Annotated in this window: 11 protein-coding genes; 4 read left to right on the top strand and 7 right to left on the bottom strand. The window is 42.0% G+C overall.

The features are described from left to right. Positions 1 to 326: 326 nt before the first annotated feature. Positions 327 to 1631: an amidohydrolase gene (locus TH606_RS08195; RefSeq protein WP_068542792.1), complete on the bottom strand. Its 1305-nt coding sequence runs from the start codon at positions 1629 to 1631 to the stop codon at positions 327 to 329. Between the two features lie 48 nt (positions 1632 to 1679). Here TH606_RS08195 and TH606_RS08190 point away from each other — a divergent pair, with 48 nt between their 5' ends. After that, positions 1680 to 2552: a DMT family transporter gene (locus TH606_RS08190; protein ID WP_068542791.1), complete on the top strand. Its 873-nt coding sequence runs from the start codon at positions 1680 to 1682 to the stop codon at positions 2550 to 2552. A gap of 10 nt (positions 2553 to 2562) precedes the next feature. Next, positions 2563 to 3216 (top strand): endonuclease III domain-containing protein, encoded by a 654-nt coding sequence (locus TH606_RS08185; RefSeq protein WP_068542831.1) that lies wholly within the window; start codon positions 2563 to 2565, stop codon positions 3214 to 3216. Between the two features lie 87 nt (positions 3217 to 3303). Here TH606_RS08185 and nhaA read toward each other — a convergent pair whose 3' ends face one another. Both nhaA and TH606_RS08175 read right to left on the bottom strand, forming a co-directional pair. Continuing rightward, positions 3304 to 4671 (bottom strand): Na+/H+ antiporter NhaA, encoded by a 1368-nt coding sequence (nhaA, locus tag TH606_RS08180; protein WP_068542830.1) that lies wholly within the window; start codon positions 4669 to 4671, stop codon positions 3304 to 3306. 14 nt (positions 4672 to 4685) lie between these two features. Beyond that, positions 4686 to 5933 carry a mechanosensitive ion channel family protein gene (locus TH606_RS08175; RefSeq protein ID WP_068542790.1) on the bottom strand — a complete coding sequence of 416 codons (1248 nt, stop codon included), beginning with the start codon at positions 5931 to 5933 and terminating at the stop codon, positions 4686 to 4688. Between TH606_RS08175 and TH606_RS08170 the strand changes: the two genes are divergently transcribed. Beyond that, on the top strand, positions 5932 to 6921 hold the full coding sequence (locus TH606_RS08170; RefSeq protein ID WP_068542788.1) for a sensor histidine kinase: 990 nt from the start codon (positions 5932 to 5934) through the stop codon (positions 6919 to 6921). The two genes, TH606_RS08175 and TH606_RS08170, sit on opposite strands and share 2 nt — an antisense overlap. Next, positions 6914 to 8257: a sigma-54-dependent transcriptional regulator gene (locus tag TH606_RS08165; RefSeq protein ID WP_068542784.1), complete on the top strand. Its 1344-nt coding sequence runs from the start codon at positions 6914 to 6916 to the stop codon at positions 8255 to 8257. The genes TH606_RS08170 and TH606_RS08165 overlap by 8 nt, the downstream gene beginning before the upstream one ends. Before the next feature lie 14 nt (positions 8258 to 8271). Here TH606_RS08165 and TH606_RS08160 read toward each other — a convergent pair whose 3' ends face one another. The 4 genes from TH606_RS08160 to TH606_RS08145 are packed head-to-tail and all read right to left on the bottom strand — an operon-like array spanning position 8272 to position 12320. Further along, positions 8272 to 9735, bottom strand: a complete 1464-nt coding sequence (locus TH606_RS08160; RefSeq protein ID WP_068542782.1) for a hypothetical protein — start codon at positions 9733 to 9735, stop codon at positions 8272 to 8274. Between the two features lie 2 nt (positions 9736 to 9737). Next, positions 9738 to 10793, bottom strand: coding sequence for an MlaD family protein (locus tag TH606_RS08155; RefSeq protein WP_068542780.1), 1056 nt, complete (start codon positions 10791 to 10793; stop codon positions 9738 to 9740). Continuing rightward, entirely contained in the window at positions 10780 to 11538 is a 759-nt protein-coding gene (locus tag TH606_RS08150; protein WP_068542778.1) for an ABC transporter ATP-binding protein, read from the bottom strand. The genes TH606_RS08155 and TH606_RS08150 overlap by 14 nt, the downstream gene beginning before the upstream one ends. A gap of 8 nt (positions 11539 to 11546) precedes the next feature. Beyond that, positions 11547 to 12320: an MlaE family ABC transporter permease gene (locus TH606_RS08145; protein ID WP_082863581.1), complete on the bottom strand. Its 774-nt coding sequence runs from the start codon at positions 12318 to 12320 to the stop codon at positions 11547 to 11549. Positions 12321 to 12455: the final 135 nt, after the last annotated feature.

Raw genomic sequence — 12455 nt, 5'->3', positions numbered from 1 at the left:
AGTGCCGAAGCAATCTCAACCTGACAATCCCTGAGACTGCTTCGCTTGTCCTAAGTGAAGTGAAGGCTCTCTCGCAATAACAATGAGGAAATATGCTCCTCACAGTGACGAAATGAGCTTGTCATGGTGAACCCTGCCAGGGGCGAAGCAATCCCTGTCTCAAGGCGACGCAATCCGCTGTGGCGATCCAATCTAATGTTTTAGAATTTTACAAAGGTCTCCTTAACTCTGTCATAGCAGGCTTTATAGCTCAAAAGTGGCCAAGCAAAGTAATCTTCGTAACCAGAGAACCTGATAACTTTGGCAATTATATACACCAATTATTTTTATCTCCCTAAAAGGGCCTTTATTTCCTGGCTGATTTCTAAGACTTTTTGTTTGGCCTCATCTTCATCAAAGGTAAGGATACGGCTATCACGCATAACAAACTCCCCTGCTACCATAACGTCTGTTACATCTCCGGCCCTGGCACTATAAACCAAAATGGAAATAGGATCATAACAGGGGGTCAAATGTGAAGAAGAAAGCCTGATAACGGCAAGGTCCGCCGGACCGTCTTTAGTTAGACAGCCCAATTCCGGCCAGCCTAGAGCCTCAGCCCCTAAAGAAGTGGCCATACTGAAGACATCTTTAGCCGGAAGTTTGGTAGGATCAAAAGTTAGGCCTTTTTGAATTAGGGCTGCGGTTCGCATCTCACCAATTAGGTCAAGGTCATTGTTGCTGGCCGGACCATCAGTGCCAAGCCCTACACATACACCTGCTTCAAGTAAGGCTGGTACCGGTGCAACTCCTGAACCCAGCTTCAAGTTACTTTCTGGACAATGGGCTACTTTGACTTGCCGCTTGGCTAGAAGTTCAATTTCTTCATCGGTTAGCTGAACTGCATGAGCCACTAAAAGCCTTTCATTCAAAAGACCAAGGGAATCAAGGTGAAAAGGAGGGGTTTTACCGTAACGAGCCTTAATTAAAGACACTTCATCTTTGGTTTCCGAAAGGTGGATGTGGATAAGGGCATCGTAACGTTCGGCAATATTGGCCACGGCTTTTAAAGTATCAGGAGAACAGGTATAGGTAGCGTGAGGGCAGGCCATTATTTTGATTCTGGAATGTTCAGCGAAGTCTTTAAACAATTTTTCTGTAAGGGCCAGGCCATTTTCCAGCGGACCATAATTAGGCGAGGGAAAATCAAAAAGCCCTTCCCCAAGGGTAGCCTTAACACCGGCTTCTTCTACGGCTTTGATAACTTCTTCTTCAAAAAGATACATGTCAGCAAAAAGGGTTACACCTGAGCGAAACATTTCGGCTATAGCAAGTTTGGCCCCCCAATAAACCCATTCTGGCTTAAGATGTCTTTCTACAGGGAAGATATAATTCTCAAGCCAGGTCATAAGAGGTAAGTCATCAGCCAGACCACGAAATATCGTCATAGAAGCGTGAGTATGTGCGTTTACCAGCCCTGGGAAAAGAATACTTTCACCGAAGTCTATTACTTCTGCCTGGGCATAATGAGAAAAAATTTGCTTTTTAGGGCCGATATCCAATATTTTCCCTTTTTCAATAACCAAAGCTCCGTCTATAAGAGGAGGGTTCTTGGCACTGGTTATAACGTATTGGGCAGAAAGAATTTGCATGGTGCCTCCTTTATTGACTAAACATCATAAAGTGCTTAGAAGCATTCTATGTTCTGGCTAATACTAGCGCTAAATACAGCTCTTTTCACCGCCTTTGGCGATGCCTTTAGCAAATATTTTCTAAGGCCTTTTGGAACGCCCAGCATGGTGCTGGCCCGAATTTTGGGGCCAACCATAATTTTTCTCCCTCTCCTGTTTCTCTACGACTGGCCTACACTTTCAACAGATTTCTGGAAAACCATTGCTATTCTTTATCCTTTAGAAACAGTTGCTATCATTTGCTATATGGAAGCAATACGTATTTCTCCCCTCTCACTTACAGTTCCATATCTCGCTTTTACCCCTGCTTTTATAATCGTTACAGGATACTTAATTTTAGGAGAAAAGTTAACTTTTACCGGTATAGCAGGAATATTTTTCATCATAGCCGGGAGTTATTGTTTAAATCTTTCCTCTATACACAAGGGCATATCGTATCCATTTAAAGCCATGCTGAAAGAAAAAGGCTCTATCTTAATGCTTCTGGTGGCCTTTATTTATGCTGTCACCTCCGTTTTGCTAAAAGTAGGAATAAAGCAATCAGAAACCTTCTTTTTTGCCCTCTTTTATTATACCTTTCTGGGATTATTTGTAAGTGCGGTAATTTTTGGGTGGCAGGGCAAAAAACCCTGGCAACCTTTTATAGAGGCACCTAAAGGAGCCATGCTGGTAAGCCTTGCCCAGGCCGTGGCCGTCTTTTCCCATATCTGGGCGGTAAGCCTTGCTCCCGTGGCTTACATGATTGCCATTAAACGCCTGAGTGTTCTTTTTGGAGTAATAATAGGTGGCCTCATTTTCAAAGAACAGGCCTTTAAAGAACGGTTGTTTGGCGCTAGTTTAATGGTAGCTGGAGTCTTTCTCATTGCCTGGGCTGGGCACTAAATTCAAAAAAATGAATACTACCGGCCATATTTTAAGGGATATTTATCAAAAATTGTTTGACAGATTTGGGCCACAGGGCTGGTGGCCGGCAGAAACCCCCTTTGAAGTTTGCGTGGGGGCCATTCTTACCCAAAATACCAACTGGCAAAACGTAGAACGAGCTATTGCCAACCTAAAGGAAAGAGACCTTCTTTATCCACAGGCACTTTATAAAACTCCAGTTGAAGATTTAGCTAATCTAATAAAGCCCGCGGGCTATTTTCGCATAAAGGCTAAAAGGCTTAAAAATTTTGTAGAGTTTCTGGTGGAAGAATACCAGGGGAAACTGGAAACTTTGTTTTCTTCAGGCCTTAAGGAAGCGCGAGAAAAGCTACTTTCCGTAAAAGGAATAGGGCCTGAAACGGCAGATTCCATGCTCCTTTACGCTGGGAACCTGCCTATTTTTGTAATAGACGCTTACACCAGGAGAATCCTTTGTCGGCATGGTTTAGCCCATGAAGATATGTCCTATGATGATTTGCAGGAACTATTTATGAAAAACCTTCCTGAAGATGTAAATCTTTTTAACGAATATCACGCCCTACTGGTGGCCTGTGGTAAAAATTTCTGCCGGCCTAAAAATCCACTTTGTGAAGAATGCCCTTTAAAAGGTGTTTCCCTTTAGAGATAAAAACTGGAAGATAGTCCATAATAGCCTTATTTTTGGAGTTAATTCCTAAAATAAGGCTAGTAAATTGGGATTTGGTGTCAACTATCCGGCCACTTTTTTAGAAGACAATAGCCGCAACCAGATATAGCCCAGAACCCCTGCCAGAAAAGAAGCAAGTATGATAGCGGCTTTGGCCTTGGCCAGATGGTCGGCCTGCCCATAAAAAGCAAGTTCGGCGATAAAAATTGACATGGTAAAACCAATTCCTGCCAATAGGCCCACACCAATATAATGGAAAATGGTAACGCCTGGCGGAAAGGAGACTATTTTCAATTTATGGCCAAGCCAAGTCATACCTACAATGCCGATAGGCTTTCCTAATAATAGACCCAAAAATATTCCAGAAGCAATAGAATCCTGCCATATAGCCGTTATAGAAGAAAAATCAAGCTTTACTCCGGCGTTAGCCAGAGCAAAAAGGGGTATCACTATGAGGGCTACTGGCAAATGGAGGGCGTGTTCCATGCGCCAAAGAGGAGAGCGAACTTCTACAGAAACTGTATGAACGGCCTCAACTATAGTTTGTTGAGCTTCACTCAAAATTCTAGGGTCTGTAGAAGGTTTACATTTACCCTTTAAAAGGCGCTCTAAGGTATCTCTAAAGTGCAGGGGGTTTAGTTTGGGAGTTGAAGGGATAGTAAAGGCTGTGAGAACACCAGCTACGGTAGCGTGAACTCCAGAAACCAGCATAGCCGCCCAGACACATAAGCCTCCCAAAAAATAAGGTAATACGTGGCGGATACCTGCTAAACTTAAGATAGTTAAGCCCACTAAAAATAAAGCAGCTATACCTAAGGCGATAAAGTTTAATGACTTGGTGTAAAAAAGAGCGATGACTAGCACGGCTCCCAGGTCATCTACGATAGCCAAAGCTACCAAAAAGGTTAAAAGAGACGACGGAATCCGGCGGCCCAGTAACACTATAACGCTAATGGCAAAAGCGATGTCTGTGGCCATGGGGATTCCCCAGCCATCAATGGTGGGCTTGCCGTAGTTCATACTTACATACAGTAAAGCAGGAACAACCATGCCTCCTATGGCCGCAAGAACAGGTAGAAGAGCTGCCCGCAAATTAGCCAGTTCGCCCACCAGTATTTCTCTTTTTATTTCTAGCCCTATAAGGAAAAAGAAAAGGGTCATTAAGCCGTCGTTTATCCAGTGATGAAGAGTGAGACTAAAACAATGATCACCAAAACATATCGTAAAGGGGGTTTTAAAAAAGTGATGATAGACTTCACTCAAAGGGGAGTTGGCAAGAATTAAAGCTACCACCGTCATGATCATCAAAGAAAGGGCCGTGGCTGTTTGCGATTTAATAAAACGTTCTATGGGGGTAAGAATTCTATCTGTAACCTTCTCCCAGGGAGCAAAGACACGGTAATCTTCTGGCAAAAAATTCCTTGGTTCCATAAATTCTCCCAACTTTAATATTTTTGGGCCATTAAAGAGGTTAGCCCCTCTTTTAAGTCTGCACCTGTGGGCATTTGGTACACTCTCAAATCAAACTCTCCCGCCGTGGAAAGGATGTGGTCAAAGATATCGGCCTGAACTTTTTCGTAAGGAATCCAGCGGGTGTCAGCCACAAAACAATACACCTCAAGGGGAAGGCCCTGGGGAGTTGGCGCCAGTTGCCTGACCATAAGAGTCATGTCTTTTCTGATTTTGGGATGTTGCTTGAGATATTCTTCAATGTAAATACGGAAGGTCCCGAGGTTAGTAAGCCTTCGGCCGTTAAGGGGAGAAGCTGTTATATCAATGCCTTGTTCACGGTTATAATCGTCTATTTCTTTGATTTTTTGTTCCAGATAATCTTTCAAAAGATGAACTTTTTTAAGGCGTTCAAGGAGTGGAGGGTCAAGAAGTTTTACGGTGGCCTGGTCAACGAGAACGGCTCGCTTTATACGACGGCCTCCGGCAAGTTCCATGCCCCGCCAGTTTTTGAAAGACTCTTCCAGAAATTTATAAGTAGGAATAACCACAATGGTTTTGTCCCAGTTCTGGACTTTTACCGTGTGAAGAGCAATGTCTATCACCTCGCCGTCAGCACCAAACTTGGGCATTTCAATCCAGTCTCCAAGGCGGAATAAATCCTGAGAGACAATCTGGAAGCTGGCCACGAAAGAAAGAAGGGTATGACGAAAAATTATGAGAAGCACAGCACTTAATGCACCTAAACCCGAGAGAAAGACCCAGGGAGAACGGTCAAGCAAAGTAGCCAGCCCAATAATGATTCCTGCGGCGTAAACAAAAAGCTTTAGTATCTGGACATAACCTTTGATGGGATGCTCTTTGGCAATGGGATGTGTTTCATAAATTGCTATTCCCACCGAGAGAAGGCGGTCTATAAAAACAACCACCACCGCCACCCATCCTACTTCGGCGATGCGAATTATAATGGGGCTCCAGGAAGAAACTAAGTTGGCCGCATAAAACAACACCAAAAGGGCAATTGCATAAGCCGCAATATCGTAAACCTTAAAATGGGAAAGATAATCATCCCAGCGATTAGGAGAACGACGCGAAATGCGATGGGCTGTTTCTACAATAAGCTTTCGCGCCAGGACATAACTGGCAAGAGTAATAATTACAACTAAAGCCAGGCGTAATAAATCATTTTGCAGAAATTTTTGCAAAAAAGTGATAAAATTATCCACGGTGAAAAAATATAACATGCCTTCATCCAGAAAGAAGAATGTCGTTACAATTTTAACAAGAATTAAGGCCCCTTGGGGTCTTGTTGATACACAGGGAAACCTTATAGAAGCAAACGAAATTTTTTTATCTTTTTTCAACCTTAAAAAAACCAAAGGGAATATACACGATTTATTAGAAAACTTTTCTGAAGATTACGGTTTTTTTAAAGCCAAAAGAAAAAACACTGATATGCCGCTAGAGGGTGTAATCATCCCTTATGAAGATGGACTGAAGTTAATCCTTATAAAGCCTCCTTCAAGAAACGAGTTAGAACAATTTCAAATGGAAAAACTGGCTGCCATGGGCAATCTGGCCGGCCACATTGCCCATGAGATAAATAACCCACTAGGAGGCATTTTACTTTATGCCAATCTTTTAAAAGAAGACCTGCCTTCTCAGAGCCTCCAGGCAGACTATGTAAACAAAATAATAAAGCTGGCCACCCGCTGCCGTATTATCGCCAAAGCCCTTCTAAATGTTGGCCGCAGAGAATCTGGAACTTTTGAACAGATAGATTTTAATCGCTTAATTATCAACATGTTTTCCCTCGTAGAGGAACACCGTCTTTTCAAAGAAATTGACATAATTTGGGAATTGGACCACACCTTACCCCTGGTTCATGGTAACAGTAGCCAGCTTGAACAACTAGTACTTAATTTAATTACTAACGCGGCAGAAGCTTTAGAAGGCAAAGGCCGTATAATAATTCGGACCTCTTATCTTTCTCAGGAAGATACCATTATTTTTGAGGTGGAGGATAATGGGCCGGGTATTCCAGCTGAAATTCGGCCACGCATCTTTGAGCCGTTTTTTACTACCAAGTCCGGCGGAAAAGGCACAGGGCTGGGCTTGGCCATTTGTTACGGTATAGTTAAAAGGCATCAAGGTGAGATCCAGGTAGAAACTCGCCCTGGACAAACTATTTTTCGCGTAAAACTACCAAGGGTGATCTTGAACTATGAGTAAGCCTCGCATCCTTATCATAGACGATGATCCCGGAATAAGAGACGCTTGTTTTCATGTTTTGACCCGCTGTGGTTATGAAGTGGACATGGCGGCCCGCCCAGGAGAGGCGCTCAGCCTTCTCTCTCAATATGAGTTTGATACGGTATTGTTGGATTTAAAAATGCCTGACATTAATGGCCTGGAATTACTAAAACAAATCAAGGAAATAGATCCCCTTACCGAGGTCATTATAATCACCGCTTACGGCACGGTAGAAAACGCGGTAAAGGCCATGAAAAATGGCGCCTGTGATTTTCTGGAAAAGCCATTTAACCCTGATGAACTAAAACTGGCGGTAGAAAAGGCTTTAAGTGGAAGGCGTTTAGCCCTTGAAAACTTATACTTAAAAAGAGCCCTTCAGGAAAAAGAAGGAAAGATATCTATCGTAGGAAAAAGCCCTGCCATAAAGAAAATAATTCAGCTGGCAAAGGTAGTGGCCCAAACAGATTCAACTATTCTCATTACGGGAGAATCAGGGACAGGCAAAGGTCTTTTGGCCCGCAAAATTCACGAGTTAAGTCCTCGGGCCCAGGGTCCTTTTGTAGCTGTAGATTGTGGCACCCTGGTTCCTACCCTTTTTGAAAGTGAACTTTTTGGCCATGTTAAGGGTGCTTTTACTGGCGCATCTTCTCATAAGATTGGCAAGTTTGAGTTAGCTAAAGGAGGAACTATTTTTTTTGATGAAATAGGAAATATTTCCGTAGATATCCAGGCCAAACTTTTAAAAGCGGTAGAAGAAAAGGAAATTTCTCCGGTAGGTAGCTCCAGGGTGGTAAAAGTAGATGTGCGCATTATTGCGGCTACTAATAAAAACCTGGAAGAAGAAGTTAAAAAAGGGACCTTTAGAAAAGATCTCTTCTATCGTCTAAATGTAGTTTCTTTTAATTTGCCACCTTTAAGAGAAAGGGCTGAAGATATTCCCCTATTGTCTCGCTATTTTCTGGAAAAATTTAGTCGTAAATACCGCAAAAATATTTCTGATTTTGAAGAAGAAGTTTTAAAAAGGTTTAGCAAGCACCCCTGGCCTGGGAACATAAGAGAATTGGAAAATACTATTGAACGATTGGTAATCTTTGCCACTAATAGTTATATCACCCTTTCAGACTTAAAACTCATTGGATTTGAAACCCATGAAGATGAAGTTTTTACTGAGGATCTTCCCTTAGAAGAAGTAGAAAAGCGCTATATTTTAAAAGTGCTCAAAAAATACGGTGGCAACAAGAGTAAAACGGCAAAAATCCTGGGGATAGACCGCAAAACCCTCCGTCAGAAACTCACCCGCTGGGGATTAAAGTGAAAGATTCTTTTAGACTAAAAGAGCTTTAGGAATAATAAACGCAAGTGCCAATCGTTATAGTCTTTTCCGATACCCAAAAGGCCGTTTAAAAACTTTAGGTCAAAGGCCCCGGGTTTGTATTTATAGCTTACTAGAAAAGCCAGTTCCCAGATTTTTTCTTTTTTTGTTGTATCATGACGATAAAGGCCCCACAGGGCTTTAGAGCGAACAGTGCCGTCAGGGAAATGTATATTCTCGTACAAACGTAAAAGAGGGGCTATTGTAAGGTCTATCCCACGATGGTGAAAGGGAATTATAGCTGGAAAGAAAAAGACTTTGCTGCCATTCTGGCGGCGTTCAGCTTCAGCAATGGGCCATAGGCGGCCAAATTCATATAAAGAATTCCCTTTTTCATCGGTAATTCTGACAAATCTACTGAAAAGAAAAATCCTGCTGCCGTGATAATATATTTTTTGGGGTGAATATCCCAGAACATCTTTATGAAACACAAAAAATGGCCAAAAGATAAAACGCGTCTTACTATCCTCTAAGGCTCTATATCCTACCAGAGGCCATACTTTATATTCGCGGTAGTAAGGATCTTCACCGCGGCCATAACGGAAGAAAGGCCTCGGGAAGTCCCACATTTTAGTCTGCGTTTTCTTGCTGTGAAAATAACGGAAAAAAGGCCACAGGACCGTATATCGATGATAATCAGACGAGCTTTCTTCTATCCAGAAAGGGAAAAACATCTCCCTTTGGCCAGTCCCGTTTTCTAGAAAAAAAGTTTCTTTCCAGAAAAAAGGCCAGAGCCAGAACTTACGATCGTAAAATCCTTTTTTGATACGATGACTATAAAAAGGCCATAATTTTCTTTGATAAAGAGTAGGGCCATTAGTTCGATTATAAACAGGCCAGAACCAGGTACGAGAAACATTTTGGCCTATACGTGACCTTACATGAACCGGCCAGAGATAAAAACGAATTTCATCTTTACCGAAGAAGTCATATAGCTTGCCATAAAAAGGGAAAAACCCCGAAAACTTTTCTCCCTTTTTAGATTCTCCCCAGAAAAGCAATAAAAAACTGCGGAAGCGTTTTTTTTCAGAATGATTATAATCAGCCGAAAGAAAAGGGATAAAACGCAAACGACTATAATTATCTCCGCGCTGATAATGTCCAAAGGGCGGCAAAAAATAGATATCATATTGATTATTTTTTTCTTCTTTAGCTAAAAGTGGCCTTAAAGCTAACCCCTTTACTTGCGGAGTAAAATAAGAATAGTAAAAAGGCCCGAACAGTTCTAATTCTTTAGCCGAGCCATCACTTGATTGCTGATAAAAAAATAAAGGCCACCAGTTCTGACGAATCTTTTCTGCCTTGGCTGGAGATATCAGAAATTGCCATGAGAAGATGGCCAACAGTACCGTAAAAACAATACACCCTTGCCGTCTAAAGGATTTACCCAGCGATGAACGAAAAAAATTTTTACAGGCCATTTTTATTGTAGGACCATTCCACCTACTGTGCCAAGAATGGTAATTGGCATTTGTTCCTGGAGCCCTACTGCTGCCTGATTTACGTTACGTATTGTCTTTTTAAGATCCAAATACAGAGAATCATCAGTGAGAAGTTTACCTAAAGTACCTTCACCTGAAGAAAGTTTTTGGGCCACCATATTTAAAGACTTAACGGCTTCGTTTAGTTGGTTATAAAGCTCATCGTCAGTAAGGAGTTTTCCTAAAGTCCCTTCGCCGGCTTCTACTCTTTGAGCTAATTTTTTAAGAGTTTGAGTGGTTTGGTTGAGATCATCAATGGTTTGCTCAAGCTGAAGATAAAGGTCGTCCTGATTAAGCAACTTGGCCAGGGTGCCATTCCCATAATTAATTTTTTCAGCTGCCTGATTCAAATTATCAGCAATGGACTCTAATTTGTAATAGAGTTTATCGTCTGCAATAAGTTTACCTAATGTTCCTTCCCCCTTAGCCAATTTTTCGTTAACTTCTCTAAAAGCCTGGGCAGCTTGCCTTATATCAATAGACATTTGCTTAAAGTTTGTTCGCACTTCTTCAGAGAGTAAAACTTCTTTAATCCCAGCCGTAATCTCTCTTATATCTTTAAAAGCCGGGCCTATTTCAGTTAGTATTTGGTCAAGATCCATAGGAGTTACCGTTTTGGCAATCATTTCTCCAGGAGAAAGATACGCCTTAGCTTGCCCCTGTTTTATTTCTACATAACGATCTCCCAGAACCCCTTTGGTGCGGATGGCTGCCTGGGCATCTTTAGATATTTTTATACCTTCTTGAATACGCATTTCTACTAGGGCTTTACCATTGGCCAGAGAAATATTGGCCACCCGCCCTATTTCTACGCCAGCCATTTCAACCCTTGCTCCTTCTACCAGGCCAGACACATTTTCAAAAACGGCTTTAACGGGATAGCCCTTTTTGGTAAATATCTTTTCTTCACCCAGTTGTAGGCTAAGGTACCCCAGCGCTAACAAAGTAATAAGGACAAAAATCCCTACTTTTATTTCGGTAGCGCTATTCTTTTTCATGGACTTCCTCCTTTAAGCCTGTGGGCAAGGCTCTAATAAATTGTTTGACAAAGGGATGTTTTGATTTCTTTATTTCTTCAGGGCTCCCTTCTTCTACCACTTTGCCTTCATATAAAAAGGCAATCTTATCAGCTATCGCAAAAGCGATAGGAACATCGTGGCTTATAACTACGCAGGTAAGCTTAAGCCTTTCCTGGGTTTCTTTTATTAGATAGGAAATACTTTCCTGCATTATAGGGTCAAGACCTGTGGTTGGTTCGTCAAATAAAACAATTTCAGGGTCAAGGGCTAAAGCCCGGGCAAGAGCCACCCGTTTTTTCATCCCACCAGACAGCTCTGAAGGCATTTTATCAATGGCTTCTAATAAACCCACCTGCGATAATTTAAGTTCTACCCTTGCTCTGATTTCTTTTTCTGAAAGATTGGTATGTTCTCTTAAGGGGAACGCTACGTTTTCACCCACAGTCAAAGAATCAAAAAGAGCCCCTTCCTGAAAAAGCATTCCAAAACGTTTACGAACTTCCATAAGCTCTTTTTCGGAAAGTTGGGTTATATCTTTCCCGTCAATTAAAATCTGGCCTTTATCTGGGGAAATCAGCCCTATTATGTGTTTTAAGAGTACACTTTTGCCTGTACCGCTCGCTCCCATGATAAAAGTTATTTTTCCCTCAGGAATTTCGAGATTTACCCCTCGCAGCACTTTATGTGGGCCAAAAGCCTTATGTAAGTCAACGATTTTTATCATCTTTGCCTCTAACCAAAAAGTAACGAGGTGAGAATATAATCAGCTACCAGAATACTTATTGAAGAAATTACTACGGCCTGGGTGGTGGCTTTTCCTACTCCTTCAGCACCGCCTCTAGCATGATAACCTTTATAACATCCTACAATGGCAAGTATTGCCCCAAAAACAAAAGCTTTGTAAAGGCCATTAGCAATATCTGAAAGCTCCACCAGTTCGCGCATTTTAGCTATATAAATCCCTGAATCAATGTGGAGTAAAACAACTCCTACGAAATATCCACCTAAAATGCCCACGACATCAGCCAGCACGGTAAGCAAGGGCACCATCAAAATAGCTGCCCAGAGCCTGGGAACCACCAGATAATGAACTGGGTTTACCGCCATAACTTCCAGGGCATCAATCTGTTCAGTAACCCTCATGGTGCCAATTTCTGCCGCCATGGCCGAACCCGCTCTGGCTGTTACCATTAAACCAGTGAGAACAGGCCCTAACTCACGCAAAAGAGAAAGCGCCACCGTGGCCCCGAGAAGGCTTTCACCTCCAAATTTTCGAAAACCATAATAGCCCTGTAAAGCCAGGACCATTCCTGAAAAAAGCCCGGTAAGCACCACTACCAGAGTGGACTTAACCCCTACAAACTCCATCTGTTTAAATAGTAACTTAAAGCGGAAAGGAGGGCGAAAAGTATAGCTTAAGGCCTTTAAGAACATTAAGGCCATACCACCCATTTCCTGAAGCATTAAAAGAAAGAAGCCACCCAGTGAGGCTATTGGATTATACAACTAAACCCTCCTTGCAAAACAAGGTTCAAATAAATTCTAAGCTAAAAATTGTTTCAAAAATTTGACTTTAATCAATATCGGATTTCTTTTCAAAAGATTTAGTTTACATAGTGTTTCGTCAACTGTGTCCGCAGG

Origin of the sequence: Thermodesulfatator autotrophicus (genome assembly GCF_001642325.1) — a bacterium.
Taxonomy (GTDB): domain Bacteria; phylum Desulfobacterota; class Thermodesulfobacteria; order Thermodesulfobacteriales; family Thermodesulfatatoraceae; genus Thermodesulfatator; species Thermodesulfatator autotrophicus.
The sequence above is the reverse complement of the archived record's forward strand: the minus strand, read 5'-3'. Positions and strand labels throughout refer to the sequence as shown.

What these genes read in the sequence shown, in the direction of transcription:
- TH606_RS08165 (WP_068542784.1), top strand. Translation starts at nt 6,914, where the DNA reads ATGAGTAAGCCTCGCATCCTTATCATAGACGATGATCCCGGAATAAGA.
- TH606_RS08175 (WP_068542790.1), bottom strand. Translation starts at nt 5,933, where the DNA reads ATGTTATATTTTTTCACCGTGGATAATTTTATCACTTTTTTGCAAAAA.
- nhaA (WP_068542830.1), bottom strand. Translation starts at nt 4,671, where the DNA reads ATGGAACCAAGGAATTTTTTGCCAGAAGATTACCGTGTCTTTGCTCCC.
- TH606_RS08160 (WP_068542782.1), bottom strand. Translation starts at nt 9,735, where the DNA reads ATGGCCTGTAAAAATTTTTTTCGTTCATCGCTGGGTAAATCCTTTAGA.
- TH606_RS08190 (WP_068542791.1), top strand. Translation starts at nt 1,680, where the DNA reads ATGTTCTGGCTAATACTAGCGCTAAATACAGCTCTTTTCACCGCCTTT.
- TH606_RS08150 (WP_068542778.1), bottom strand. Translation starts at nt 11,538, where the DNA reads ATGATAAAAATCGTTGACTTACATAAGGCTTTTGGCCCACATAAAGTG.
- TH606_RS08155 (WP_068542780.1), bottom strand. Translation starts at nt 10,793, where the DNA reads ATGAAAAAGAATAGCGCTACCGAAATAAAAGTAGGGATTTTTGTCCTT.
- TH606_RS08195 (WP_068542792.1), bottom strand. Translation starts at nt 1,631, where the DNA reads ATGCAAATTCTTTCTGCCCAATACGTTATAACCAGTGCCAAGAACCCT.
- TH606_RS08170 (WP_068542788.1), top strand. Translation starts at nt 5,932, where the DNA reads ATGCCTTCATCCAGAAAGAAGAATGTCGTTACAATTTTAACAAGAATT.
- TH606_RS08185 (WP_068542831.1), top strand. Translation starts at nt 2,563, where the DNA reads ATGAATACTACCGGCCATATTTTAAGGGATATTTATCAAAAATTGTTT.